The organism is Bacillus sp. F56, assembly GCF_001748205.1.
Taxonomy (GTDB): domain Bacteria; phylum Bacillota; class Bacilli; order Bacillales; family Bacillaceae; genus Bacillus; species Bacillus stercoris.
In genome coordinates this window covers 542,821-568,179 of sequence record NZ_BDFC01000005.1, presented here as the reverse complement: position 1 = coordinate 568,179, position 25,359 = coordinate 542,821, and the positions used below count along the sequence as shown (strand labels likewise).

Below are 25,359 nucleotides of genomic sequence, written 5' to 3'. Positions count from 1 at the left end.
TACTCCTCCCAAGAGAAAAAATCAATGCTTTTTTAAGAAAAAATATCATCCGGCAGGTATTTTTTTGAAACAAGCAAACAAACTGCGAAATATGGGGTTAGAACTTTCTTCTCAGTGAATTATCAGCTAAAATAAGATTAAAGATAGAAAGAAGTGGTGTGGATGGATTCGATGGATCATCGCATTGAGCGATTAGAATATTACATACAATTATTAGTGAAAACAGTAGATATGGACAGGTACCCCTTCTATGCGCTTCTCATTGATAAAGGGCTGAGCAAGGAAGAAGGGGAAGAGGTTATGGGGATATGCGATGAATTGTCGGAAGAGCTGGCAACACAAAAAGCGCAAGGATTTGTAACCTTTGATAAGCTCCTTGCGCTTTTTGCCGGACAGCTGAATGAAAAGTTAGATGTTCATGAAACAATTTTTGCCCTGTACGAGCAGGGGCTTTACCAAGAGCTGATGGAAGTCTTTATCGACATCATGAAGCATTTTGATTAACTGTTTACAGGTTCGAGCTCTTCTGCCGGTTCATCCGCCGCACTGTCCTTTGCTTTCTTCTTCAGTTTTCCGTTTGCGCTTTCAAAGTCATTGTCAATATTGGTGAGTGACGTTTCGAAAATTTCCATAAAATCATCGCCGTAGATATGGCGTATCATACACATCATTTCTGCCACTTCAGGGAATTTTCCGAATAAATGGTACAGAGGCTGTGACCCTTTAAAAACAGCGTTTCGTGTCGGATCAAATTCCTCAAGCAAGTTCCAGAATACCTCGGTGCCTTCCTCAGTCAATTGGACGTATGTGTTCCGTTTATCGTTCAGCCGTTTGGAGAATCTTAAATATCCCCGTTCTTCCAGCTTTTTTGAAAAGTTGAATGCGGTTGATACGTGCATGACCCCGAATTTCGCGATTTCAGAAATGGAAGCTCCATTCAATTGATACGCAATCCATAAAATATGATGCTCATTAATATTCAGGTCATACGGTTTGAGCCATTGCTGCCAATCCTTCTCGATCGATTTCCAAAGAGCCTTGCTAAGCTGAGCCATTTTCTGGGTGAAGACCAGAGCTTCTTTCACATCATAGGGCGGTTCCACTCGATTCATTACGTCACCTGCTTCTCTTTTTCTTTTTCTCTATTATGCCAATAAAATAAAGATTAATAAAGGTGAAAATGTAAGAATTTTTTAATAAATTCACAAACCATTGCGGCGGAAGGGTTTATAGGCCTAAAAAAATACGGGTCCAATGTCGGCCCGCATTTTTTTCTTTTGAATAGGATATTAGTTTTGTAAGGTTTTCTCCAGCTGTCTGATTTTCTCTTCAATATCAGCAATTTCTTTTTGCAGATCTTGCTGGTGAGGCTTGATCTCTTCCTGCCATTTTTTAATTGACGTTTGGAGCTCGCCGCCTACGTCTTTAATCACATCTGTGCTTTCTTTTGCCGCCTTGATCAGCTGGTCTTTTAACGCAAGCCCGTCTGATTTTAAGCGTTTGATCGTTTCTTCTAAAGAATCATAATTGGTCTTCATTTTTTCACGCAGCTGCTTTCCTGAGGAAGGTGCAGTAAGAAGAACCGCTGCTCCTCCGATGATGCCGCCTACGAATAGTCCTGTTAATAGAGAACGTCCGCTCGCCATTACAATCACCCCGTCTTTTTCTTCAAAATAGGATTCATTCAGCATTTTTCATTTTTGTTGAAAGCCTGAACTTCTATACATAGCTTGCTTTATTTTAGCATATTTTTTAAGTGAAAAGGAGGGAGAAGGTTGTCTGTCTTTTTGATTGTGTTATCCTGCATCACCCTTGCCTTCGCTACAGGCGCTGTTTACTATATCAGACTTCTCAGCCAGGCTGCTTCTTATCCGCCCAAGAAGGTGATCCGGCAAAAAGCGCTTGTTTGTTCAACCGGAACCGCCTTTACACTATGTCTTATCTTTTTCACAAAACTCCTCGCTTAAAACATGCTGACATGCTGCGGGCGCTCTGTTTTAAAAAAACCTCTCCCGGAAGCGGAAGAGGTTTTGTGTGACAATTATTTAGCAGCTTCCATAAAGCTCGAACGTCTTAAAATGGTTTGCACAATCGGATAAATAATGATCATTGAGATTGTATTCAGCACAGCGGCCGGCAGAACAACGGCTGCGAACAATGCGGCGAAACCGCCAGGCAAACCGACGATCAATAAAGCTGAAGATAGAAACACAATTCCCGATAAGATGGTCCCGATTACTGTCAGCACAGCGGCTGCGCCTGTTTTCCGGCTCTTTCTGAACAAGAGAAACAGGGAGAAGAACAGAAACGCTGATACGGGTTTGTCGATGATGTTAGGGATCTGTCCGGCTGGAAATGCGGTTGTAAGCGCGGAAATGATTCCGGTCACGATCCCGATGACGAGTACGTTTTGCACCCGCGGGAACAGCAGAATGCCCATGAACATCATGATCAGCATCATATCTGGTTTCATGCCGCCTAAAAAGGGTGGAATAATGGAATGAAGCGCTGCGCCGATTGCGGCAAACAGAGCCATAATGACTAACTCTTTTGTTTTCATATCTATGCTCTCCTCTGCTAAGCTTTTGCCCTCCAATAATATGCTCATCATTTATTGCGAAGGCTTTATAAGAATGTGTTATGCAAACAGTATACCAAACGAACGGTTTGCATAGCCAGACTTTTTACTCATTTTCCTGCTGGAATTTCTTCATGAACGCCGCTAGTTTTTCACAGTCTTCGAGAGACACCGCGTTATAAATAGAAGCGCGGCAGCCTCCCACTGAACGGTGTCCGCCAAGGCCGACCATCTTCGCATCTTTTGCTTTTTGAACGAATGTTTTCGTTAATTCGTCATCCCGAAGCGTGAAGGTCACATTCATGCGTGAGCGGCTGTCCTTTCTGGCATGTCCTTTATAGAATCCGTTGCTTTCATCAATACAGCTGTAGAGAACCTGCGCTTTTTGTTCATTGCGCTGTTCAGCGGCTTCCACACCGCCGTTTTCCTTCAGCCACTCCAGAACAAGGCTCAGCATATAAATCGCAAATGTCGGCGGAGTGTTGTAGAGTGAATCCGCTTTGACATGCGTGGAATATTTCAAGATTTTTGGGACGTTCGCATTTTCATTTTGCAGCCAGCTTTTTTTCATGATAACTACAGTCACGCCGGAAGGGCCGAGGTTCTTTTGGGCGCCTCCGTAGATCACGTCAAATTTGGACACATCGATTTTTCTGCTCAAAATGTCGCTGGACATGTCGGCGACGAGCGGAATTGGGGAATTCGGGAACTCCTGCCACTGAGTGCCGAAAATCGTATTGTTGGATGTGATGTGTAAATATGCGCCGTCTTTTACATCCGTAAGGTCAACCTCCGGAATATAGCTGTAATTGTCTGTTTCACTTGTAGCGGTGATAGACGTGTTCCCGAACAGTTTCGTCTCTGCCAGTGCTTTTTCAGACCAAGCGCCTGTCATGACAAAATGCGCGGTTTTTTCAGGTGTTAAAAAGTTCATCGGAAGCATTGAGAATTGAAGGCTCGCCCCGCCTTGAAGAAACAAAATATCGTAATCTTCCGGAATGCCCATCAGTTCGATTAAGAGGTTTTTCGCTTTTTGATGCACCGCTTCATACTCTTTGCTGCGGTGGGAAAGCTCCATAACAGACATGCCGGATTCGTTAAAATCAATAAATTCTTTCTGTGCTTTTTGCAGAACTTCCAATGGCAGCGCTGCAGGACCTGCGTTAAAATTCGTTGTACGTTCCATCATGATCTCTCCCTGTTTTCCACGTTAATGTATAAAATAATACAATTATCCTATCACAAAAATTCAGTTTTTTGATAAAAAATTAGAATTATCAAAAGAAATTGACGGATGTTTGCGAAATGTTCACAAATAAAATAACCTCATCTTATGATGAGGCCAGGCGTTTTGCGATAGAGGAAGAGATATTCTGCAGATCTTCCGGTTTATAATCATCAGCATGCGTTTTCCAAACCGCTCCGAATCCATCTCCTTTTCCATAGCGGGGGATAATATGCATATGGTAGTGGAACACAGATTGTCCAGCTTTTTCGCCGTTATTGTTCAGCGTATTTAAGCCGATCGGTTCAAATTCATCCCGGATAGCGCGGGCGATTTTCGGAACAGCATGGAAATATTGTTTTGCTAATTCATCTGTAAATTCATACACATTCTCAATATGTGTTTTCGGAATGACAAGCGTATGGCCTTTTGTCACTTGGCTGATATCAAGAAAGGCAAGTACATGTTCATCTTCATACACCTTCGCGGATGGAATGTCGCCGGCGATAATTTTACAAAAGATACAATTCTCTGCACAATGCATGAGGGTTCCTCCTTATGAAATTGTTTAATATGTATACACTCATCGTACCACAGAAATGCAGAAAATAGAAAACAGGATGAACGGCGAGCGTTCACCCTGAATGCAGAGGAAGAGCTTATATGAAGAAAATGTGTTATGCCTTTGGTAAGCACCTCATTTGTCAATAAAATGAAGACTTGTTTAATGCCTAACGATTCCTGCGATAAACACCTCATTTGACAATTTGCTTCATACATGAAGAATTCATCAAGTCAGTGAAGAGAAATGGTTTGAGCATTGGACATGTTTATTTTCTATCCAACTGTTTCTAAGACGTCTTTGACAAACACCTCATTTTTCAGTTGATATGCTTTTCCTCTACGACTATTATGATGTCCAAGACCCTGTCTCTTTATGACAGCAAATTCATCATTTGTTAAAAGGGAATTGTTTCAAATCAAGCCTTGTTTTTGGTACTATGAAGAAAACAACTATAAGGGGAGAAACTATGTCTCTGCTATCGGTAAATGACTTAACCGGCGGATATACAAGAAATCCGGTTTTAAAAAACGTATCATTCACCCTTGAACCAAATCAAATAGTCGGCTTAATCGGGCTGAATGGTGCTGGCAAAAGTACAACAATCAGACACATCATCGGGCTGATGGACCCGCATAAAGGTTCAATCGAATTAAACGGTAAAACCTTTGCTGAGGATCCGGAAGGCTACCGTTCACAATTCACCTATATACCAGAAACACCTGTTTTATATGAAGAACTGACTTTGATGGAGCATCTTGAATTGACAGCCATGGCATATGGGCTGTCAAAAGAAACGATGGAGAAAAGGCTGCCTCCGCTTTTAAAGGAATTCCGAATGGAAAAGAGATTGAAGTGGTTCCCGGCCCATTTTTCCAAAGGAATGAAGCAGAAGGTTATGATTATGTGTGCATTTTTGGCAGAGCCTGCGCTCTACATTATTGATGAGCCTTTTCTGGGGCTTGATCCGCTTGCCATTAACGCGCTGCTTGAGCGGATGAATGAAGCGAAAAAAGGCGGGGCGAGCGTGCTGATGTCAACGCACATTTTGGCAACGGCAGAACGCTATTGTGATTCGTTTATTATTTTACATAACGGCGAGGTGCGGGCGCGCGGCACGCTGTCAGAGCTCAGAGAGCAGTTTGGAATGAAAGACGCGGCTCTGGACGACTTGTATCTTGAGCTTACAAAGGAAGACGCTGGCCATGAATAATATGCTTGATATTTGGCAGTCGCGGCTGCAGGAGCATATCAAAGAAACAAGAACATACATGAAATATATGCTCAACGATCACCTCGTCATTGTTTTGATCTTTTTTCTAGCGGGCGCTGCAAGCTGGTACAGCAAATGGATACGGGACATCCCCGCTCACTTTCCATCCTTTTGGGTGATGGCCGTGCTGTTTTCGCTCGTGTTGACAAGCTCTTATGTGCGGACGCTTTTGAAGGAGGCTGACCTTGTTTTCTTATTGCCTCTTGAATCAAAAATGGAGCCTTACTTGAAGCAGGCGTTTGTCTACAGCTATGTGTCTCAGCTGTTTCCGCTGATTGCACTGAGCATCGTTGCGATGCCGCTTTATTTCGCAGTCACCCCGGGGGCTTCACTCGTTTCGTATGCCGCGGTCTTTGTCCAGCTTTTGCTGCTGAAAGCGTGGAATCAGGTGATGGAATGGCGCATGACCTTCCAAAACGACCGCAGCATGAAGCGGATGGATGTCATTATTCGCTTTGCGGCGAATACGCTCGTTCTTTATTTTGTTTTGCAATCTGTTTATATGTATGCGCTTCTTGTCTATGTCATTATGGCTGCTCTTTATCTGTATATGTCTTCGGCAGCAAAACGGAAAACGTTTAAATGGGAGAGCCATATCGAGTCCGAATTGAGACGCAAGCAGCGTTTCTATCGGATTGCCAACCTGTTCACTGATGTGCCGCATTTGCGAAAGCAAGCGAAACGCAGAGCGTATCTTGACTTTTTGCTGCGGCTCGTGCCGTTTGAACAGCGCAAAACATTTGCCTATATGTTCACCCGCGCCTTTTTGCGGTCGAGTGATTATTTGGGCATTCTTGTCAGGTTAACGATCATTTTCGCGCTGATCATCATGTATGTCTCAGCCAGCCCGCTGATTGCAGGGGTTTTGACTGTGTTTGCCATTTTCATTACGGGTATTCAGCTTCTGCCGCTCTTCGGCCACTTTGACCATCTGGCGCTTCAAGAGCTGTACCCTGTGAAAAAAGAAACGAAGCTGAAAAGCTATTTCTCTCTATTAAAAACTGCACTTAGTGTTCAAGCGCTGCTGATGTCTGCTGCATCTGCCTATGCAGCCGGCTTGACCGGTTTTGTTTACGCGCTGATCGGTTCTGCCGTTCTGATTTTTGTTGTTCTGCCATCTTATATGACAACCAGACTGAAAAAACATGGCAAGCTGTGAGCTTAAAAAAGGGGTAGTGAAATGACAGATAATCAGCTGATGCAGGAAGCCCTTCAATGGAAAATGCATTTTTTGCGAAAGGATTCCATGTTTGAACGCTTTTCTAAGCGTGTGCAAACGAAGGTGAATGAGCGGATTCCTGAAAAAATCCATACGGTCGTCACTGAGAGCGTGAAAAAAATGGTGGAAGCGACGATGGCGGGCTCCAATATTATTACCTATAAGAAGGATACAAGCACACTTTCGCTAAGTGAAAAGAACGAACTGGCGAAAAAAACGATTGCTTCTTATCAGAAGGTGGCGGCTGCTGAGGGAGTCGGCACCGGAGCAGGCGGCATATTTTTAGGCATTGCCGATTTCCCGCTGCTGCTTTCTATTAAGATGAGGTGTTTATTTACTTTATCCTCAATATATGGCTTTGATGTGAAGGATGCACAAGAAAGAATGTTCCTGCTGCTCGTGTTTCAGCTTGCGTTTTCGAGTGATGATGGCCGAAAATCGCTTTTTTCAGTCATCGAAAATTGGGAGACGGAGAAAAAGAGCATCGACTGGAGAGTGTTCCAGCAGGAATATCGCGATTATATCGACGTCGTGAAGTTTTTTCAGCTTTTGCCGGGCGTAGGAGCGGCAGTCGGCGGGATTGCCAATTATAAACTGCTGGCTCAGCTTGGAGAGACGGCAAGACACGTTTTTCATCTGAGGATAATAAAGGAAACAGCCGGAGAATAAACATTCCCGGCTGTTTTTTTATAGCTTATGATAGGTGATTGCAGCGCCTGCAAGGACCTTGGCTGCTGTCAGCATTGCTTTTTCATTAATATCAAATTTCGGATGGTGATGGGAATAGACCCGCTCTGGCTGTTCAAGAGCGGCACCTGTAAAGAAAAAAGTGCCTTTCACGTTTTGTAAGTAATAAGCAAAATCCTCGCCGCCCATTTGCGGTTCACCGGCAATGACCTGCTGAACACCCTCTATGTTTTTGGCGATGCTGGCCAAGTGGCTCGTTTCTGCAGGATGGTTCACAACCGCCGGATAGCCCCGTTCATAGTTATACTCATAGGACGCGCTGTGCATACTGCAAACCCCTTTTACAACCGCTTCAATTTCTTTTTCCAGAACGTCTTGGACATTTTCATCAAAAGAACGTGCTGTACCGATGAGTACTGCTTGGTCTGCGATGACATTAAATGGATTGTCTGCGATAAAGGAGCCTGTCGAAATGACGGCGGATTGAATGGGATTGACCTTGCGGCTGACAATGTGCTGCAAAGAGGAAACGATTTGTGAACCGATCAGGACGGCGTCTTTTGTATCATGCGGATGAGCACCGTGGCCGCCCTTTCCAAGGACTTTAATCGTAAATCGGTCCGCCGCTGCCATTACGGCGCCGGGGCGGCAAAGAATGGTTCCGAGCGGTTCGGTTGCCCAAAGATGAGTGCCGAATATCACATCCACGTTTTCGAGACAGCCGTCATCAATCATTGGCTTTGCGCCTCCTGGATAATATTCTTCCGCATGCTGGTGGATCATCACAAAAGTTCCCTTCAGCTCATGTCTGTTTTGGTGAAGAACCTTGGCGACTGCGAGAAGAGCTGCCGTATGGCCGTCGTGGCCGCATGCGTGCATGACACCGGGCACTTTGGAGGCGTAAGGGACGTCTTTTTCATCTTGAATGGGGAGAGCGTCAAAGTCAGCCCGCAAAGCGACTGTAGGACCTGGTTCGCTTCCTTCTATATATGCTAAAATCCCTCTGCCGCCGACATTCGTGCGGATTGGGACTCCTAGCGATTCATAATAGGAAGCAATAAATGCGGCGGTTTTTTCTTCTTGAAACGAGAGCTCAGGATACATATGGAAATGGCGCCTGATCTCAATCATTTCTTCAAAACAGCTGTCGAGCTGTTTGTTTATCTCTTTCTGCAGTGTGGATATGGACAAAGCCGCTTCCCCCTTTTCTATGCTTTTCCATGATTGTATAGGAAAATTCTGAAAACTTCAACTTACGCTGTTTTAAAGCATCATCACGGCTGCGATTGTTGTCACGAAAAGGCCAATCGCGACGGGAATGAAGTTTTTTCTGGCTAATTCAAATGGATCAACTTTGCAAATGGCCGCAGCGGGAATCAACGCCCATGGGACAAGTGTGCCTCCGCCCACCCAAATGGCGGAGATTTGTCCGAGTGCGGTCAGGACGGCGGGGTCGGCATGGAGAGCGGATGAAAAGAGCTTTGCAATGGAGCCGGCGAGAGAAATGCCTGAAAATCCTGAGCCGTCGAGGCCCGTTATGGCTCCAGCGGCAGTTAATGCAGCGGCGGCAAGCTCCTTTGACATAGGCATCATATGGGATAAAGCAATGCCGAGATCGTTGACAATGCCGTGGGAACCTTTAGGGAGTGAAACGCCTATTATGCTTTCATAGCCTGAGTCCCCAAGATAAAAGAAAGCGGCAATCGGGATGACGGGGCCGAAAACCTTAAAACCGAACTTAAACCCGTCAATAAAATAGCCGGTGATTTTTTCAAGCTCTTTATGCTTATACACGAGAAAATGAACGGTTAGGAGGATACAAATCGCAGACCCGCCAATTAACGCGGTTGCATCATTTCCCTGCAGGTTAAACAAGAGCATGCAGGCAATATCAGCAAGAAAGACAAGCGGAATCAAAAAAGCCAGAATGGACCGCATGCGTTTTGGCAAGTACAGTGAGTTGTCTTGTTCGCCGGAAAAAACGGGGGAAAAAGAAGCGGGATGCTCCTGTTTTCTGTGCTCGCGCTGAATCATGATAAAGGCAGCGGTTGTTGTTGTCACACCCATAATCAGCACAAGCGGAATGCTGGCCGAGACGACATCACCCACTGGAATGCCTGCTGCATCCGCAGTCAGCTTTGGCGCCGCCTGAATGACAAAGTCTCCTGACAGGGCAAAACCATGTCCGAATAAGTTCATGGCCATGGCTGCTGCAAGAGGCGTCAAACCGGCGCGTGCGGCTGCCGGGAGCAGGACGGCGCCGATCAAAGCGACACCCGGAGAAGGCCAGAAGAAGAGAGAAATGGCGAACATCAGGCCTCCAATCAGCCAGTAGGCAGTCACGGGCCCTTTCACAAGGCTTGTAAAGGGAGAAATCATCGCTTCATTTATCCCTGTTTTTGTTAATAAATCACTCATCGAAACGATAAAGCAAATGATGAAAATCGTGGGCAGCAGTTCGCCGGCCGCATAGATAAAGCTGTGGAATAAGCTGCTGACAGAAGCTGAAAGTGAATGGCTGGCCCATAGCGATATGATAAAAATGCCGAATAAGGAAATAAAGGTCGTATCTTTCCGCAGCAGCATAAATAGGATAATCGCCCCGATAAACAACACGTACAGAACATGGATAGGCAAAATCCCGACTTCCATCATTGATCACTCCTTCCGCTTCCTACAGATTATTCATAGGCGGGCGGAAGGTGCCGGGACAGAAGGCTGGGTTATGATGGAAGATGAACATTGATCTGTTTCAGCTGCTCAATCAGATGATGCCTTAATACTCTATTCGCTTTTTGCAGATGTTTTGGGAAGCATTCAGGAGAAAAAATGACGCACCCTTCAGCAAGCCACTGTTTTCTGTAGGCGATGATGCTTTCCGCAGGTTCTAAATATGAACCATCCTCGTGCTGCATCTCGTACTCGTCAAATCCGAACTGAAAACCGCAGCACGGGCAGATTTCATGAGATTGATGGCCTTCATGATCATATGGCGGTTCCGTCAATCCCTTAAACCCGCAGACTGGGCAAGGATGCTTCATTTTGCTTTTCTCCCAATAAATAAGCTGCCGGACATGCCGGCAGCTATTCGACAGCGAAATATGTGGTGACATACGAAGGCCGGGAGAAGATCGACGTCGTGTCAATTCCGGCAGACGTGCCACGTTTTTTGTGGGCTTCCTTGTAAGAACCGGACTGCTGCCAGTCTTGAAAGGCACTTTCCGTTTCCCACAATGTCAGAATGACATAGGTGTCACTGTCAAGCGGACGGAGCACTCGAATTGCTTCAAAGCCAGGCTCATTTTCAACTTTTCCCGCTCTGTTTTTAAATCTGTTTTCAAACAGCGGTCTCCCTTCCTGAGTGACGGCAATATTGTTCAATACTGCAAAACCGGGATGCTTGATCTCTCCGACTTGGTCAATGACTTCATAAGCATGTGGTGCCTGGAAAACGGTATCTCCGTTTGTTTCATGAATCAAAATCGCGTTTTCCTGCCCCTGCATCAAAAGGATATGCTCTGAGGGATGCTTCTCAACGATCTTTTTTAAAAAATCGGCTGTCCCATATGTAATATAAACCTTCATATCAGCCACCTCCTGCTTGCTAGTATACCAAAACAATGGTATAAGTTTCTATTGGCGAGTGCTTCGAACATAATTCCAAACAATTTTTCCCATACTACCCTTAGAAAGGCGAGGTGAGTTCATGTTTAAGATAAAGAAAAAGAAACTTTTTATACCTATCATTATTTTAGTGTTAACTGCTTTTCTCGCTTTAATAGGATATATTTCAATTATTTTTCTCGGCCATTATGTCATAGATGAAAAGAAGCTGATACTTCATGCCTCTTCAAAAATTGTTGATCAAAACGGCGATGAGGTTGCAAGCCTGTATACAGAAAATCGCGAGCCGGTTTCGATCAATGAGATTCCCAAGCAAGTCAGAGAAGCGTTTATCGCTGTTGAAGATAAAAGATTCTATGAGCATCACGGCATTGATGCGAAATCTGTCGGAAGGGCAGTGTACCGCGATATATTAGCAGGCGGAAAGGTGGAAGGCGGAAGCACAATCACCCAGCAGCTTGCCAAAAATATTTTTTTGACACATGACAAAACGTTTCTAAGAAAAACAAAAGAAGTGATCATTGCGATCAATCTTGAACGGGATTACAGCAAGGACAAGCTGCTTGAAATGTATTTGAACCAGCTTTACTTCGGACACGGGGTCTACGGCATACAAGCGGCGTCCCACTATTATTTTAATAAAGAAGTAAAAGATTTGACTGTATCTGAAGGCGCTGTTTTGGCCGCTATTCCAAAGGCGCCTTCTACGTACTCTCCGATTTTGCACCCTGATAAAAGTAAGGAGCGGCGTGATACAATTCTAGGTATGATGAATGACCAAGGCTATATCAGTGCGAAGGAGGCTGTCACCGCGCAGGGCCGGACGCTTGGGCTGCACGTGAAGAAACAGTCGGAAACACCTTGGTTTGACAGTTACATTGACCTTGTGATCAAAGAGGCAGAAGACAAGTATTCGATTTCCGGAGAGCAGCTTCTTCAAGGCGGATACACGATCAAGGTGCCGCTCGATTCGAAGCTGCAGAAGACGGCTTATCAGGTGATGAAAGAGGGAAGCTATTATCCCGGAACAGATCAGAATGCCGAGGGCAGCGCGGTCTTTATTAATAACAAGACAGGCGGTGTAGAAGCGGCCATCGGCGGAAGGGATTACACATCCAAAGGATATAACCGTGTCACAGCTGTCCGCCAGCCGGGTTCCACATTTAAGCCGCTCGCAGTATACGGACCGGCGATGCAGGAAAAGAAATTTAAGCCATATTCTCTATTGAAGGATGAGTTGCAGTCCTACGGAGATTATACACCGAAAAACTACGACAGCCGGTATGAGGGCGAAGTCACTATGTCTGATGCCATTACGTATAGCAAAAACGCGCCGGCTGTCTGGACGCTGAATGAGATCGGCGTCGAAACAGGAAAATCTTATTTGAAAGCAAACGGCATTGATATTCCTGATGAAGGGCTTGCTCTTGCTCTAGGCGGCTTGGAAAAAGGCGTTTCACCGCTTCAGCTTGCCGGCGCATTTCATACTTTTGCCGCGAATGGGACGTATACTGAACCGTTCTTTATCTCAAGCATAATAGATGAAGACGGGGAAACAATAGCCGATCATAAAGGAGAAGGAAAACGGGTATTCAGCAAGCAGGCGTCCTGGAATATGACAAGAATGCTGCAGCAGGTAGTCAAAAAAGGAACGGCCACGTCTGGCACCTATCACGGCGACCTGGCGGGAAAAACAGGTTCTACAACTTATACAGGCGTCTCCGGCGCGACAAAGGACGCCTGGTTTGCAGGGTATACGCCGAAAATAACCGGGGCAGTCTGGATGGGCTATGACAAAACGGATCAAAATCATTATTTAACATCCGGGAGCTCGTACCCGACGCGGCTGTTTAAGGATATTTTGACACAGGCAGGAGAAACCGGTGCTGTGTTCACAAAGCCTAAAAACGTCAAAGAACTGGAAAGTCCGATTGAGCTGAAGCCGGTCAAAACACTTACAGCCGATTACACATTTAAAGCAGCGGGGCTCTTTACTATTGAATTAAAGTGGGACGCCCAAGAGGATGATCGGGTTGTATACAGAATTTATGTAAACAAGGACGGAAAGGAGACGCTTCTTGATTCGGTTGAAGGGAAGGGGAGCTATGAAATCCCTTATGCCAACTTGTTTTCGGGCGCGTCATATAAAATTGTACCTTATAATTCACAGACAAAAAGAGAAGGGGAAGGAACCGATTACGTTCAGCCGAAATTGTTTTCCTCTTAATGGAATTCGGCGATTTTTTGAACTTTGAGCTTCATTTCTATACCATTTGCCTAAAACAAGGTATAGTGTAATAAGTCAAGAAATACGAACGTATGGTTGCAGTATGAAAGGTGGAAATCAGATGAGTAAACGAGAAACGTTTAACGAGACGTTTTTAAAAGCTGCGCGGGGAGAAAAAGCGGATCACACGCCTGTGTGGTATATGAGACAAGCAGGGCGCTCACAGCCGGAATATCGCAAGCTGAAGGAAAAATACGGATTGTTTGAGATCACCCATCAGCCCGAACTTTGTGCGTATGTCACAAGACTGCCGGTTGAGCAATACGGAGTCGATGCTGCAATCCTATATAAAGATATCATGACTCCGCTTCCGTCAATTGGTGTGGATGTTGAAATCAAAAACGGGATCGGCCCTGTGATTGATCAGCCAATCCGGTCTCTGGCGGATATTGAAAAACTAGGCCAGATTGATCCGGAACAGGACGTGCCGTACGTGCTTGAGACGATTAAACTGCTTGTCAATGAGCAGCTGAACGTCCCGCTCATCGGTTTCTCAGGTGCGCCTTTTACGCTTGCCAGCTATATGATCGAGGGCGGCCCATCTAAAAATTACAATAAAACAAAAGCCTTCATGTACAGCATGCCGGATGCATGGAATCTGCTGATGTCCAAGCTTGCCGACATGATCATTGTGTATGTGAAAGCGCAAATTAAAGCAGGCGCAAAAGCGATTCAAATCTTTGATTCGTGGGTCGGCGCGCTGAATCAGGCTGATTACAGAACATACATCAAACCTGTGATGAACCGGATCTTTTCAGAGCTTGCCGGGGAGAATGTGCCGCTGATCATGTTTGGCGTTGGTGCAAGCCATCTGGCAGGTGACTGGCATGACCTTCCTCTCGATGTTGTCGGGCTGGATTGGAGACTCAGCATTGATGAAGCCAGATCAAAAGGAATCACCAAAACAGTGCAAGGCAACCTGGACCCGTCCATTTTGCTTGCGCCATGGGACGTCATTGAGAAGAAAACGGCGGAAATACTTGATCAAGGAATGAAATCGGACAACTTCATTTTTAACCTGGGACACGGGGTATTTCCAGACGTCAGTCCTGAGGTTTTGAAAAAACTGACAGCATTTGTCCATAAATATTCACAAAACAAGAAAATGGGTCAATATTCCTAAGCATATCTTTTGGTATCATGATGATATCCTGTCAAAATGTTTGTATCAGATCATTAAAGAGGGTGTAAACAGTGAGTAGAAAGAAAATGGGGCTTCTCGTGATGGCGTACGGCACGCCTTATAAAGAAGAAGATATCGAACGTTATTATACACATATCAGAAGAGGCAGAAAGCCTGAACCTGAAATGCTTCAAGATTTGAAAGACAGATACGAAGCAATTGGCGGCATTTCACCGCTTGCCAAAATCACAGAAGAGCAGGCACATAATCTGGAACAGCACTTGAATGAGATTCAGGACGAGATCACGTTTAAAGCGTATATCGGACTGAAGCATATCGAGCCATTTATTGAAGACGCTGTAGCAGAGATGCATAAAGACGGCATTACAGAAGCAGTCAGCATCGTGCTGGCACCGCATTTCTCCACGTTCAGCGTTCAGTCCTACAACAAGCGTGCCAAAGAAGAGGCTGAAAAACTCGGCGGTTTAACGATTACGTCAGTAGAAAGCTGGTACGATGAACCGAAGTTCGTTAAATATTGGGTTGACCGAGTGAAGGAAACATATGCGTCAATGCCTGAGGATGAAAGAGAAAACGCGATGCTCATCGTATCCGCGCACAGTCTGCCGGAAAAAATCAAAGAATTTGGAGACCCTTATCCGGACCAGCTTCATGAATCGGCGAAATTGATTGCTGAAGGCGCAGGCGTTTCCGAATATGCTGTCGGCTGGCAAAGTGAAGGGAACACGCCTGATCCATGGCTCGGACCTGATGTTCAGGATTTAACTCGCGATTTATTTGAACAAAAAGGCTATCAAGCGTTTGTATATGTTCCTGTCGGGTTTGTCGCGGATCACTTAGAAGTGCTTTATGATAATGATTATGAATGCAAAGTGGTTACAGACGATATCGGCGCAAGCTATTACCGGCCGGAAATGCCGAATGCCAAGCCTGAGTTTATTGATGCTTTGGCAACAGTCGTATTAAAAAAATTAGGACGTTAAAGAAGGCGATGAACATGAGTGACGGAAAAAAACATGTAGTCATCATCGGCGGCGGCATTACCGGTTTAGCCGCCGCCTTCTATATGGAAAAAGAAATCAAAGAAAAGAATCTGCCGCTTGAGCTGACACTTGTTGAGGCAAGTCCGAGAGTCGGCGGAAAAATCCAGACTGTCAAGAAAGACGGATATATCATCGAAAGAGGGCCAGACTCATTTCTGGAACGGAAGAAAAGCGCCCCGCAGCTTGTTAAAGATTTAGGCCTTGAGCATTTGCTTGTCAACAATGCGACCGGACAATCCTATGTGCTTGTAAACCGCACCCTGCATCCAATGCCGAAGGGCGCTGTAATGGGGATACCGACAAAAATTGCGCCGTTTGTTTCTACGGGTCTGTTTTCCTTGTCCGGTAAGGCGAGAGCTGCTATGGATTTCATCCTGCCTGCAAGCAAAACAAGGGATGATCAGTCATTGGGAGAATTCTTCCGCAGACGTGTCGGAGATGAAGTGGTCGAGAACTTAATCGAGCCGCTTCTATCAGGGATCTATGCAGGCGACATTGATAAGCTCAGCCTGATGTCGACATTCCCGCAGTTTTACCAGACGGAACAAAAGCATAGAAGCCTGATTCTCGGCATGAAAAAAACAAGGCCTCAAGGCTCAGGCCAGCAGCTGACGGCAAAGAAACAAGGACAGTTCCAGACTCTGTCAACCGGATTGCAAACCCTTGTTGAAGAGATCGAAAAGCAATTAAAGCTGACGAAGGTGTATAAAGGCACAAAAGTGACCAAGCTCAGCCGTGGCGGCTCTGGCTACACGCTTGAACTGGATAACGGTGTCACACTTGATGCTGATTCAGTAATTGTGACTGCTCCGCATAAAGCGGCTGCGGGAATGCTTTCTGAGCTTCCTGCCATTTCCCATTTGAAAAATATGCACTCCACATCCGTGGCAAACGTCGCTTTAGGCTTCCCGGAAGGCGCCGTCCAAATGGAGCATGAGGGAACGGGCTTTGTCATTTCAAGAAACAGTGATTTTGCGATCACAGCCTGTACGTGGACGAACAAAAAATGGCCGCACGCAGCGCCGGAAGGCAAAACGCTGCTTCGGGCATATGTCGGAAAAGCCGGAGACGAATCGATTGTCGATCTATCAGATAATGACATTATCAACATTGTGTTAGAAGACTTAAAGAAAGTCATGAACATAAACGGCGAACCGGAAATGACATGTGTCACCCGATGGCATGAAAGCATGCCGCAGTATCATGTCGGCCATAAGCAGCGCATCAAGGAACTGCGTGAATCACTGGAAGCCGCATATCCGGGTGTTTATATGACAGGCGCTTCTTTTGAAGGTGTCGGAATACCCGACTGCATTGATCAAGGAAAAGCTGCCGTGTCTGACGCGCTTACCTATTTATTCAGTTAAAACTTCCGCCATAAAGCGGAGGTTTTTTTGTGCTGTGGGATGGCAATATTGTGTAAAAAAATGATTGAATTGAGCAGCAGGTTATGATACATTTGCATATGTACTTAATGACTAAAATGTTCAAACGGTCAGTTTTGGGGTGATATACGATGTCAATAGATCGAAAAAAGCTCATTTTGGAGGCGGCTACAAAGTCTTTCACGCAGTTCGGGTATAAGGCGACGACCATGGACCTTGTCGCAAAGCTTGCGAATGTGGGGAAGGGAACCATTTATACATTTTTTAAAAACAAAGAAGAGCTGTTTGACGAGATTTTCACAACTTTATTGAAGGAAATGAAGCAAAAAGCGGATGAAGCGATGGAGCCGAACCTTCCGTTCCATGAAAATGTGCACAGAGCGCTGTTTGCCATTCTGGAATTCAGGAAAACACATCAGCTGACGATTAAGATTTTCCAAGAGAATGCCGAGATTGGTACAATGGCAGTTCAGGAAGTGATCCAGAAAATGGAGCGAGCCATACTGTCTTATATCAAAAGTAAGATTGAAGACGGGATTAAAAGCGGCGCAATCAAGCCTTGCGATCCTGAACTGACGGCCTTTGTGATGCTGAAGCTTTATATCGCGCTCATTTTTGACTGGGAAAAACAACATCCCCCGCTTGATAAAGAGACAATTGCGGAACTGCTTGAATTGTATGTTGTCAATGGATTGTCAGCCAACTAGATAATCCTTTCTCTTTGCAAGAAAATGACCATTTTTCATGATGAGTCAGTTTTAGAATGGAGGCATCAGGATGAACACAATACGAAGTCAGTGGAAAGACATCGTAACAAGTAAAAAACTATTGATTCCCATTATCGCCATTTTGTTTGTTCCGCTTATTTACAGCGGCGTATTCTTAAAGGCTTATTGGGACCCGTACGGCACAGTTGACCAGCTGCCTGTCGTAGTCGTCAACCAAGATGAGGGCGCAACATATGAAGGAGAAAAACTTCAAATTGGTGATGATCTGGTCAAAGAATTAAAGGATAATAAAAACTTTGATTGGCATTTTTCCAATGATCTAGACCAATCGTTAAAGGACTTATTAAATCAAAAATATTATTTAGTTGTCGAGATTCCTGAGGATTTTTCTAAGAATGCCAGCACTGTGTTGGACAAAAATCCGAAAAAATTGGATCTGAAATACCATACAAATGCCGGTTCCAACTATGTAGGGGCAACGATCGGCGAAAAAGCGATTGATAAACTGAAAGCCTCTGTGTCTAAAGAAGTGACCGAGCAATATACGAAAGTTATTTTTGATAACTTTAAAGATATCGCAAAAGGGTTGAGCGACGCGAGCAGCGGCGCGAAAAAAATTGATGACGGCACAAAGGATGCGAAAAACGGAAGCGCCCAGCTGAAAGAAAATCTGGCGAAGCTGAAGGAAAGCACCGCTACCATCAGTGACAAAACAGCGCAGCTTGCAGATGGAGCGGCTCAGGTGACGAGCGGCATCCAATCACTTGACAGCTCGCTCGGTAAATTCCAGGACAGCAGCAACCAGATTTATGATAAATCTGGTCAGCTTGCAGCAGGATCAGGCAAGCTGACGGGCAAACTAAATGAACTGAATGCCGGCCTTCAAAAGGTGCAGCAGGGCTTACCTGATCTTACAAACGGGCTGAATCAGCTCAACAGTAAAGCACAAGAAGAGTCGGAGAAAGCAGCAAAAGCGGAAAAACTCATAAATGCGCTCGATTTAACACAGCTTGAAACAGCTGTGAACAATCTGGAAAAGTCAGAAACTGCGATGAAGGAATTTAAAAAACAGCTGTCTGACTTTGAAAACAGCTTGAAAAACCGTGATCAGGCATTCAAAAATCTCATCAACTCGAGTGATTTCTTAACAGCGGAGCAAAAAAGCCAGCTGATCAATTCTGTTGAAAAGCAGCTTCCGCAAGTTGATGCGCCTGATTTTGATGAAATTTTAAGTGGACTTCCTACAGCTGATCAGCTGCCTGACATCGCAACGATAAAAAGCTCATTGGAAGATGTGAAAGCGGAGGTTGCCCAGGTGAAGGCATTGCCGGAAGCTACCTCTAAGCTTTATAACGGCGCAAAAGCCACTCAAGACGCGATTGACCAATTATCTGCTGGATCTGAGAAAATATACAATGCGTCACAGCAGGTGACAGATGGCCAAACTAAACTGACAGCGGGTATCGGTGAATATAATAAGCAGTTCGCAAAAGCAAAAGCGGGCTCAGAGCAATTGGTGACAGGAAGCAGCCAAGTATCCGGCGGATTGTTTAAGCTGTTAGACGGGTCTAAACAGGTCCAAAGCGGATCATCAAAACTGGCAGACGGGTCTGCGTCGCTTGATACAGGCTTAGGCAAGCTATTGGACGGCACAGGGGAGCTGTCTAATAAGCTGAAGGATGCGGCAGATCAAACAGGAGATATCGATGCTGATGATCAAACATACGGCATGTTTGCGGATCCGGTTAAAACCAAAGATGATGCCATTCATTCCGTTCCTAACTATGGAACAGGGCTGACACCTTATATCCTGTCAATGGGCTTATATGTCGGCGGCATCATGCTGACGGTTGTCTTCCCGCTGAAGGAGGCGTCAGGACGTCCGAGAAACGGTTTTGAGTGGTTCTTCAGCAAATTCAATGTCATGATGCTTGTTGGAATCATTCAATCGCTGATTGTGGCGACAGTTCTTCTATTGGGAATTGGGCTCGAGGTAGAGAGCACATGGAGATTTTACGTGTTTACGATTATTACGAGTCTCGCTTTCCTAGCGATGATTCAATTTTTGGCTACCACAATGGGCAACCCTGGACGTTTTATCGCAGTCATTATTTTAGTGCTGCAGCTGGGAGCAAGCGGAGGGACCTTCCCGCTTGAATTGCTTCCGAATTTCTATCAGGTCATTCACGGCGCATTGCCGATGACCTACAGCATTAACGGATTCAGAGCGGTCATTTCAAACGGGGACTTTGGCTACATGTGGCAGATGGCCGGCGTCTTAATCGGCATCGCCCTTGTCATGATTATCTTAAGCATTACCTACTTTACAGTGTTAAGCCGGAAGGAAAAAACATCGGAAGAACAGCCGGCTTCATAAAGAAAAAGAACTTGTTTCCTTGGAAACAAGTTCTTTTTTTGTTACATTCCCCATCTAATAAGCAATCCTGTATAGGTTAATCCGCCGCCAAATCCGAAAAGCATCACGGTTTGATCTTTTTTCAGCTTCCCTGCTTTCACTGCGAGATCAAGCGCCAAAACAATGGAGACCGAAGACGTGTTTCCATAGTATTCAACACTAGTGAGCGTTTTTTCAATCGGGAACGGTGTTTTTTCACAAATTGACTCGATCATGCGCAAGTTGGCGCTGTGAGGAACAAACCAATCGAGACCATCAGAGCTGAGTCCTGCTTTATGTAAAAGCCGTTCAAATTCGCCAGGGATCGTTCTTACGGCCCATTTATATACCTCGCGGCCGTTTTGGACCATTTTCCCGGAGCCAGCAAGCTCCACACCGTTTATTTCATTTCGCAGTCCGGCACGATACAAAATATCGCCTCCGTTCCCGCTTGTTCCTTGGACAGAGGAAAGAAATCCTGGCGCCTCTTCCTCTCGCTCCACTAACAGCGCACCCGCGGCGTCGCCGAACAGAACGCATGTCGTTCGATCGGTATAATCCGTTACCTTTGACAATGTCTCCCCGGCGATGACGAGAATTTTTTGATGAAGGCCGGATGTGATCAATCCATTTACTAAATGAAGACCGTATGTCAGTCCGGCGCACGTCGCATTAATATCCAGCGCGCCGGTGTTTTCCCAGCCGAAATATTCCTGTACGCGGCATGCCGTACTCGGAAAAGCGTAATCGGATGTTGTTGTGGCAACGAGGATCATATCGACATCATCAAGTGTGCCTTTATAGCGGCTCTTGAGGTCCTTTACTGCTTCGATGCATAAATCAGAGGTGAACTGCTGTTCATCCGCAATCCGGCGTTCTCTCATGCCTGTACGCTGAACGATCCATTCATCAGATGTATCAACGATCTTTTCTAAATCAGCATTGGTTAAGCGTCTGCTCGGCGCATATGTGCCGATAGCTGTAATTTTTGCTTTTGACATATGAATCACTCCTTATGATCAGATTATAACACTAGATATTAGTATCTGGTACTAAAAAGAAGGTTTTTTGATAAAAAAAGAGAAGTGTAGGATAGGGAAGCTATGAAATAGAAAAAGGAGGCTGAAAAATGGTCAGTCAAGAAGCAGTAGTCTTTTTGGCGTTATCCGGGGCTATTGCGTTTCTGTTGCCGATCGGGCTGATTGTGTGGTTTAAGCGGAAATATGGCGCCTCGCTTAAAGTGTTCTTTATTGGCGCTCTTACGTTTTTTGTTTTCGCTCAGCTGCTGGAAGGCGGCGTTCATCTGTATGTACTGCAAGTGAATGAAGTGACAAAAGAAGCGATGCAACATCCATTGTGGTATGGCATTTACGGCTGCTTGATGGCCGGCATTTTTGAGGAGTGCGGAAGGTATTTGATGATGCGATTTTTTATGAAGCGCCATCATACTTGGGCGGATGGCCTGGCTTTCGGGGCAGGCCATGGCGGGCTTGAAGCCATCCTGATTACAGGCTTGTCCTCTATCTCACTTATTGTATACGCATTTGCTATCAATAGCGGGACGTTTGAACAGTTTTTGGTCAATGGCGACATCAAACAGGCGCTTTTGCCGATACAGGAGCAGCTGCTGCATACCCCTTCGTATGAATGGCTGCTGGGCGGAATAGAAAGAATCAGCGCCATTGCTGTCCAAATCGGGCTGTCGCTGCTAGTCCTGTACGCGGTTAAAAGCCGCCGGCCGCTGTTTTTGCTGTATTCTATTCTTTTACATGCACTGTTTAATGTCCCGGCGGTTTTATATCAAAGAGGAATCGTAGAGCATGCCGCTGCTGTTGAAATCATTGTTGCTTTTATAGCTGCTTTATCAGTGTATTGGATTGTAAAAGCAAAAAGGCTGTTTCAATAAAAGGTCCAAGCAGCAGCAAAGCCAGCTTGGAAAAATGTGAATGGAAATATTCATTAAGCATGGGTCATCAGAATATTTCTGATTCAGTCTTTAGCAATGACAGCAAGAATGTCTGTGTTTTTTACAAGAGAAACAATGGTGTTTCTTTTTCTTCTTCTCGCAAGGGTCATGGCATTCTTTCTTTTTCTTGCAATGGCCGTGGAAATCTTTATCGAACCACTCGTCAAAGAACCAAAAATCATCGAACCAATCGTGACAACGACATTTCTGTTCATGTGAATGACGACAGCACATAGAAATCCCTCCTCTTCCCATGCTCTCTACAGCATATGAGAGATTGATAGGAAAAGATTGGACGGGTCCCTCGGGAAAAGAGTATATTTTAAGTAGAAAATAAAAGGAGGAATGCCCTATGACGTCCGTACGTAAAACGATGGAGCTCATTAAAGAACTGGTATCGATCCCAAGCCCGACAGGAAATACATATGAGGTAATCAATTATATTGAAAGCCTTTTAAAAGAATGGAAGGTAGAAACGGTTCGGAACCACAAGGGAGGCTTACTTGCAACGCTTCCAGGACGCGACACATCCCGGCATCGCATGCTGACGGCGCACGTTGACACCCTCGGCGCTATGGTGAAGGAAATTAAAGCGGACGGCCGGCTGAAAATCGACTTAATCGGCGGGTTCCGCTACAACTCGATTGAGGGGGAGTATTGCCAAATTGAAACCGCCTCAGGAAAAACGTACACAGGCACCATTTTAATGCATCAAACGTCTGTGCACGTATACAAAGACGCGGGAAAGGCCGAGCGGAATCAAGAGAATATGGAGATCCGCCTAGATGAACCTGTTTACTGCCGAAAAGATACGGAGGAGCTTGGCATTGGTGTCGGAGATTTTGTGTCGTTTGATCCCCGTGTCGAAATCACATCAAGCGGATTTATTAAATCGCGCCATTTGGATGACAAAGCAAGCGTCGCCTTATTGCTCCGCTTAATTCATCAAATTCAAACAGAAGACATTGAGCTGCCGTATACAACCCATTTTCTTATTTCCAATAATGAAGAAATCGGATACGGCGGAAATTCGAATATTCCTCCTGAAACGGTCGAATATTTGGCGGTTGATATGGGAGCTATCGGAGACGGGCAGGCCACAGATGAATATTCAGTATCAATCTGTGTGAAGGATGCGAGCGGGCCGTATCATTACCAGCTCAGAAAACATTTAGTTCAATTAGCCGAAAAGCATCATATTGACTATAAGCTTGATATCTATCCGTACTACGGGTCTGATGCGTCAGCAGCAATCAAATCCGGGCATGATATTGTGCATGGCCTCATCGGGCCGGGAATTGACGCTTCCCATGCATTTGAACGCACCCATAAATCATCTCTTCGCCATACCGCTAAGCTTCTGTATTACTATGTACAGTCACAAATGGTATAAGGGGGGAAGGGCGAATGAAGATTTATAAGCTGAAAAGCATATTCGGCTGGGAAGGTGATGACGGGCTGGGAGAACAGCTGATTCAGCAGATCATTGCCGGAGAAAAAACAGCCACGTGCGCGCCGAGATCATTATATTCAAAAGATGAATTGAGGGACGTTTATCAAACAGCTGGTCAGCTTGTTACCGTTTATGATAAACATGACAATCCAAGATGCAATATAAAAGTGACAGACGTCTTTGAAACCACCTTTGGTGCGCCTGATATGAGGTTAGTCAAAGGAGAGGGCAATGGAGACCGAATTGACGAATTTCAAAAGGATCATCGGATGGCTTGGGCGGAGCTGATTAAAAACGGTGACCTGGAGCTGAATGAAGATACGGTTTTGATTACAGAGCTGTTTGAGCTTGTTCAAGACTAAAAAAGCCTGCGGGGATAAGAATCCCGCAGGCTTTTCATTAACCGGAAATGGTTGCGTTTTGCTCTGTTTTCGATTGGGACATAACAGCTTCTGCTTTCGCAGGGTTAAACATGCCTTCCCATTTAGACATCACAACAGCAGCAAGCGCGTTACCAGTCAGGTTGACAACTGTACGTGCCATATCCATGATACGGTCTACGCCGGCAATAAAGGCAAGTCCCTCAGCCGGAACGCCGATCGTGCCAAGCGTCGCAAGCAAGACAACAAAAGAAGTGCCAGGCACGGCAGCCATCCCTTTAGATGTCACCATTAAGACAAGCACAAGCGTAATTTGGTGCCAAATTGTCAAATCAATTCCGTATACCTGTGCCAAAAACAGCGCGGCAATGGATTGGTAGAGAACGGAACCGTCTAAGTTAAACGTATATCCGATCGGAATCACAAATGAAACAATGCCTTTCGGGCATCCGATTTTCTCCATTTTTTCCATGATGCGCGGAAGAACAGTTTCAGAGCTTGATGTACTGAACGCCAGTAAGATCTCATCCTTCATGTAAGCAAGGAATTTGAAGATGCTGATGCCGGCCATTTTTGCGACAATTCCAAATACGACAATTAAGAAGAAAGCAAGTGCGACATACACCAATCCGACGAGCTTTCCGAGAGAGATAAGAGAACCGAGCCCGAATTTAGACACAGTCACTCCGATTAGCGCGAAAACGCCGAATGGCGCCACTTTCATCACAAGGTTTACAACGTGGAACATGGCATGGGATACACCTTCAAAAAAGGCTAATACAGGCTTGCCGCGTTCGCCGATCGCGGAAATACCCAATGCAAATAGTACTGTAAAGCAGATGATGGCTAGAAGATCCCCTTCGACCAACGACTGGAAGAAGTTTGTCGGCACAATATGGAGGAATGTTTCCGCCACTGATTTATTACTTTGTTCTTTTTCGGTTTCAACATATTGACTGATGTCCGATTTTTGAGCTTCGTGTATATTAACTCCTGTACCCGGATGGAAGATGTTTGCAAGGGCTAGTCCGAGAATAATGGCAAAAGTCGTGATGATCTCGAAGTACAGAATCGTTCTGAAGCCTAGTTTACCGACTTGCTTTCCATTTCCTGCACCGGCTACACCGATGATTAAGCTGGAGACAACAATAGGAATCACTATCATTTTGATTAAGCGTAAAAAGAGATCCCCAATTGGCTGCAGGTAAGTAGGCAATGCTGGGTTGCCATACCAAATGACGCCAACAATAACACCTAGAATAAGTCCAACGAATATTTGTGTGGCTAATCCAAACTTAATTCTTTTCATAGATTACCTCCCAAAAAACAAAGTATCAACATATATCATGAATAGACATATATTTAATCTCACTATTAGATCAAATTATAATAGATAAGAAATGAATTCGT

General features: G+C 45.2%; 24 protein-coding genes and 1 pseudogene. 14 read left to right on the top strand and 11 right to left on the bottom strand.

Going from position 1 to position 25,359, the window contains the following annotated elements; genetic code table 11:
- Nucleotides 1-162 precede the first annotated feature (162 nt).
- A complete protein-coding gene (locus BFW96_RS07575) occupies nt 163-504 on the top strand; it encodes a YhaI family protein (RefSeq protein ID WP_014663397.1) in 342 nt (113 codons plus the stop codon).
- On the opposite strand, the gene BFW96_RS07570 is transcribed toward BFW96_RS07575, so the two are convergent.
- Together BFW96_RS07570 and BFW96_RS07565 are read right to left on the bottom strand one after the other, a co-directional pair.
- Nucleotides 501-1,112, bottom strand: coding sequence for an HTH-type transcriptional regulator Hpr (locus tag BFW96_RS07570; RefSeq protein ID WP_069839093.1), 612 nt, complete (start codon nt 1,110-1,112; stop codon nt 501-503). The two genes, BFW96_RS07575 and BFW96_RS07570, sit on opposite strands and share 4 nt — an antisense overlap.
- Before the next feature lie 177 nt (nt 1,113-1,289).
- Nucleotides 1,290-1,646: a YtxH domain-containing protein gene (locus BFW96_RS07565; RefSeq protein WP_040083814.1), complete on the bottom strand. Its 357-nt coding sequence runs from the start codon at nt 1,644-1,646 to the stop codon at nt 1,290-1,292.
- Between the two features lie 129 nt (nt 1,647-1,775).
- Here BFW96_RS07565 and yhzF point away from each other — a divergent pair, with 129 nt between their 5' ends.
- Complete coding sequence (yhzF, locus tag BFW96_RS07560; RefSeq protein ID WP_014663400.1) at nt 1,776-1,967, top strand: membrane protein YhzF; 192 nt, start codon at nt 1,776-1,778, stop codon at nt 1,965-1,967.
- Nucleotides 1,968-2,041: 74 nt separating this feature from the next.
- On the opposite strand, the gene trpP is transcribed toward yhzF, so the two are convergent.
- The 3 genes from trpP to BFW96_RS07545 all read right to left on the bottom strand — a co-directional run bounded on the left by trpP (nt 2,042) and on the right by BFW96_RS07545 (nt 4,347).
- A complete protein-coding gene (gene trpP, locus BFW96_RS07555; RefSeq protein ID WP_003233236.1) occupies nt 2,042-2,560 on the bottom strand; it encodes a tryptophan transporter TrpP in 519 nt (172 codons plus the stop codon).
- A 124-nt stretch (nt 2,561-2,684) separates the two neighbouring features.
- Complete coding sequence (gene serC / locus BFW96_RS07550; RefSeq protein WP_069839092.1) at nt 2,685-3,764, bottom strand: 3-phosphoserine/phosphohydroxythreonine transaminase; 1,080 nt, start codon at nt 3,762-3,764, stop codon at nt 2,685-2,687.
- Between the two features lie 145 nt (nt 3,765-3,909).
- Nucleotides 3,910-4,347, bottom strand: coding sequence for an HIT family protein (locus BFW96_RS07545; protein WP_003233231.1), 438 nt, complete (start codon nt 4,345-4,347; stop codon nt 3,910-3,912).
- Between the two features lie 487 nt (nt 4,348-4,834).
- On the opposite strand from BFW96_RS07545, the gene ecsA reads away from it, so the two are divergent.
- Genes ecsA through BFW96_RS07530 form a run of 3 tightly spaced genes read left to right on the top strand, consistent with a single transcriptional unit; the run spans nt 4,835 to nt 7,526 of the window.
- Complete coding sequence (ecsA, locus tag BFW96_RS07540; protein ID WP_014663403.1) at nt 4,835-5,578, top strand: ABC transporter ATP-binding protein EcsA; 744 nt, start codon at nt 4,835-4,837, stop codon at nt 5,576-5,578.
- Nucleotides 5,571-6,797, top strand: a complete 1,227-nt coding sequence (gene ecsB, locus BFW96_RS07535) for an ABC transporter permease EcsB (RefSeq protein WP_014663404.1) — start codon at nt 5,571-5,573, stop codon at nt 6,795-6,797. The genes ecsA and ecsB overlap by 8 nt, the downstream gene beginning before the upstream one ends.
- A gap of 21 nt (nt 6,798-6,818) precedes the next feature.
- Nucleotides 6,819-7,526: an EcsC family protein gene (locus tag BFW96_RS07530; protein ID WP_069839091.1), complete on the top strand. Its 708-nt coding sequence runs from the start codon at nt 6,819-6,821 to the stop codon at nt 7,524-7,526.
- Nucleotides 7,527-7,544: 18 nt separating this feature from the next.
- Here BFW96_RS07530 and sndC read toward each other — a convergent pair whose 3' ends face one another.
- From sndC to hmoB, 4 genes and pseudogenes are all read right to left on the bottom strand, one after another.
- Nucleotides 7,545-8,735, bottom strand: a complete 1,191-nt coding sequence (sndC, locus tag BFW96_RS07525; protein WP_069839090.1) for an N-acetyl amino acid acetylase SndC — start codon at nt 8,733-8,735, stop codon at nt 7,545-7,547.
- 72 nt (nt 8,736-8,807) lie between these two features.
- Complete coding sequence (locus BFW96_RS07520; RefSeq protein ID WP_083252823.1) at nt 8,808-10,199, bottom strand: hypothetical protein; 1,392 nt, start codon at nt 10,197-10,199, stop codon at nt 8,808-8,810.
- A gap of 68 nt (nt 10,200-10,267) precedes the next feature.
- Nucleotides 10,268-10,585, bottom strand: a pseudogene (locus tag BFW96_RS07515) (hypothetical protein).
- Between the two features lie 43 nt (nt 10,586-10,628).
- The gene (hmoB, locus tag BFW96_RS07510; RefSeq protein WP_014663410.1) at nt 10,629-11,129 is read right to left on the bottom strand and encodes a heme-degrading oxygenase HmoB; all 501 of its coding nucleotides are present in this window, start codon (nt 11,127-11,129) and stop codon (nt 10,629-10,631) included.
- Nucleotides 11,130-11,250: 121 nt separating this feature from the next.
- Here hmoB and BFW96_RS07505 point away from each other — a divergent pair, with 121 nt between their 5' ends.
- From BFW96_RS07505 to BFW96_RS07480, 6 genes are all read left to right on the top strand, one after another.
- Nucleotides 11,251-13,395, top strand: a complete 2,145-nt coding sequence (locus BFW96_RS07505; RefSeq protein ID WP_069839087.1) for a transglycosylase domain-containing protein — start codon at nt 11,251-11,253, stop codon at nt 13,393-13,395.
- A gap of 121 nt (nt 13,396-13,516) precedes the next feature.
- Nucleotides 13,517-14,578, top strand: a complete 1,062-nt coding sequence (gene hemE, locus BFW96_RS07500; protein WP_014663412.1) for a uroporphyrinogen decarboxylase — start codon at nt 13,517-13,519, stop codon at nt 14,576-14,578.
- Nucleotides 14,579-14,649: 71 nt separating this feature from the next.
- Nucleotides 14,650-15,582: a ferrochelatase gene (gene hemH, locus BFW96_RS07495; protein WP_014479346.1), complete on the top strand. Its 933-nt coding sequence runs from the start codon at nt 14,650-14,652 to the stop codon at nt 15,580-15,582.
- A gap of 14 nt (nt 15,583-15,596) precedes the next feature.
- Nucleotides 15,597-17,009: a protoporphyrinogen oxidase gene (hemY, locus tag BFW96_RS07490; RefSeq protein ID WP_069839086.1), complete on the top strand. Its 1,413-nt coding sequence runs from the start codon at nt 15,597-15,599 to the stop codon at nt 17,007-17,009.
- A gap of 149 nt (nt 17,010-17,158) precedes the next feature.
- Nucleotides 17,159-17,734: a TetR/AcrR family transcriptional regulator gene (locus BFW96_RS07485; RefSeq protein WP_021479630.1), complete on the top strand. Its 576-nt coding sequence runs from the start codon at nt 17,159-17,161 to the stop codon at nt 17,732-17,734.
- Between the two features lie 70 nt (nt 17,735-17,804).
- Nucleotides 17,805-20,132, top strand: a complete 2,328-nt coding sequence (locus BFW96_RS07480; protein WP_069839085.1) for a YhgE/Pip domain-containing protein — start codon at nt 17,805-17,807, stop codon at nt 20,130-20,132.
- Nucleotides 20,133-20,173: 41 nt separating this feature from the next.
- Here BFW96_RS07480 and fabHB read toward each other — a convergent pair whose 3' ends face one another.
- A complete protein-coding gene (gene fabHB / locus BFW96_RS07475; protein ID WP_069839084.1) occupies nt 20,174-21,151 on the bottom strand; it encodes a beta-ketoacyl-ACP synthase III FabHB in 978 nt (325 codons plus the stop codon).
- Nucleotides 21,152-21,279: 128 nt separating this feature from the next.
- Between fabHB and BFW96_RS07470 the strand changes: the two genes are divergently transcribed.
- The 3 genes from BFW96_RS07470 to BFW96_RS07455 all read left to right on the top strand — a co-directional run bounded on the left by BFW96_RS07470 (nt 21,280) and on the right by BFW96_RS07455 (nt 23,931).
- Nucleotides 21,280-22,056, top strand: coding sequence for a YhfC family intramembrane metalloprotease (locus BFW96_RS07470; protein WP_069839083.1), 777 nt, complete (start codon nt 21,280-21,282; stop codon nt 22,054-22,056).
- A 412-nt stretch (nt 22,057-22,468) separates the two neighbouring features.
- Nucleotides 22,469-23,509 carry a M42 family metallopeptidase gene (locus BFW96_RS07460; RefSeq protein ID WP_069839082.1) on the top strand — a complete coding sequence of 347 codons (1,041 nt, stop codon included), beginning with the start codon at nt 22,469-22,471 and terminating at the stop codon, nt 23,507-23,509.
- 14 nt (nt 23,510-23,523) lie between these two features.
- Nucleotides 23,524-23,931 carry an ASCH domain-containing protein gene (locus BFW96_RS07455; protein WP_040083546.1) on the top strand — a complete coding sequence of 136 codons (408 nt, stop codon included), beginning with the start codon at nt 23,524-23,526 and terminating at the stop codon, nt 23,929-23,931.
- 37 nt (nt 23,932-23,968) lie between these two features.
- Here BFW96_RS07455 and gltT read toward each other — a convergent pair whose 3' ends face one another.
- Nucleotides 23,969-25,258, bottom strand: a complete 1,290-nt coding sequence (gene gltT / locus BFW96_RS07450; RefSeq protein WP_014663422.1) for a glutamate/proton symporter GltT — start codon at nt 25,256-25,258, stop codon at nt 23,969-23,971.
- Nucleotides 25,259-25,359: the final 101 nt, after the last annotated feature.

What these genes read in the sequence shown, in the direction of transcription:
- BFW96_RS07575 (WP_014663397.1), top strand. Translation starts at nt 163, where the DNA reads ATGGATTCGATGGATCATCGCATTGAGCGATTAGAATATTACATACAA.
- BFW96_RS07570 (WP_069839093.1), bottom strand. Translation starts at nt 1,112, where the DNA reads ATGAATCGAGTGGAACCGCCCTATGATGTGAAAGAAGCTCTGGTCTTC.
- BFW96_RS07565 (WP_040083814.1), bottom strand. Translation starts at nt 1,646, where the DNA reads ATGGCGAGCGGACGTTCTCTATTAACAGGACTATTCGTAGGCGGCATC.
- trpP (WP_003233236.1), bottom strand. Translation starts at nt 2,560, where the DNA reads ATGAAAACAAAAGAGTTAGTCATTATGGCTCTGTTTGCCGCAATCGGC.
- serC (WP_069839092.1), bottom strand. Translation starts at nt 3,764, where the DNA reads ATGGAACGTACAACGAATTTTAACGCAGGTCCTGCAGCGCTGCCATTG.
- BFW96_RS07545 (WP_003233231.1), bottom strand. Translation starts at nt 4,347, where the DNA reads ATGCATTGTGCAGAGAATTGTATCTTTTGTAAAATTATCGCCGGCGAC.
- ecsA (WP_014663403.1), top strand. Translation starts at nt 4,835, where the DNA reads ATGTCTCTGCTATCGGTAAATGACTTAACCGGCGGATATACAAGAAAT.
- ecsB (WP_014663404.1), top strand. Translation starts at nt 5,571, where the DNA reads ATGAATAATATGCTTGATATTTGGCAGTCGCGGCTGCAGGAGCATATC.
- BFW96_RS07530 (WP_069839091.1), top strand. Translation starts at nt 6,819, where the DNA reads ATGACAGATAATCAGCTGATGCAGGAAGCCCTTCAATGGAAAATGCAT.
- BFW96_RS07520 (WP_083252823.1), bottom strand. Translation starts at nt 10,199, where the DNA reads ATGATGGAAGTCGGGATTTTGCCTATCCATGTTCTGTACGTGTTGTTT.
- hmoB (WP_014663410.1), bottom strand. Translation starts at nt 11,129, where the DNA reads ATGAAGGTTTATATTACATATGGGACAGCCGATTTTTTAAAAAAGATC.
- BFW96_RS07505 (WP_069839087.1), top strand. Translation starts at nt 11,251, where the DNA reads ATGTTTAAGATAAAGAAAAAGAAACTTTTTATACCTATCATTATTTTA.
- hemE (WP_014663412.1), top strand. Translation starts at nt 13,517, where the DNA reads ATGAGTAAACGAGAAACGTTTAACGAGACGTTTTTAAAAGCTGCGCGG.
- hemY (WP_069839086.1), top strand. Translation starts at nt 15,597, where the DNA reads ATGAGTGACGGAAAAAAACATGTAGTCATCATCGGCGGCGGCATTACC.
- BFW96_RS07485 (WP_021479630.1), top strand. Translation starts at nt 17,159, where the DNA reads ATGTCAATAGATCGAAAAAAGCTCATTTTGGAGGCGGCTACAAAGTCT.
- BFW96_RS07480 (WP_069839085.1), top strand. Translation starts at nt 17,805, where the DNA reads ATGAACACAATACGAAGTCAGTGGAAAGACATCGTAACAAGTAAAAAA.
- fabHB (WP_069839084.1), bottom strand. Translation starts at nt 21,151, where the DNA reads ATGTCAAAAGCAAAAATTACAGCTATCGGCACATATGCGCCGAGCAGA.
- BFW96_RS07470 (WP_069839083.1), top strand. Translation starts at nt 21,280, where the DNA reads ATGGTCAGTCAAGAAGCAGTAGTCTTTTTGGCGTTATCCGGGGCTATT.
- BFW96_RS07460 (WP_069839082.1), top strand. Translation starts at nt 22,469, where the DNA reads ATGACGTCCGTACGTAAAACGATGGAGCTCATTAAAGAACTGGTATCG.
- BFW96_RS07455 (WP_040083546.1), top strand. Translation starts at nt 23,524, where the DNA reads ATGAAGATTTATAAGCTGAAAAGCATATTCGGCTGGGAAGGTGATGAC.
- gltT (WP_014663422.1), bottom strand. Translation starts at nt 25,258, where the DNA reads ATGAAAAGAATTAAGTTTGGATTAGCCACACAAATATTCGTTGGACTT.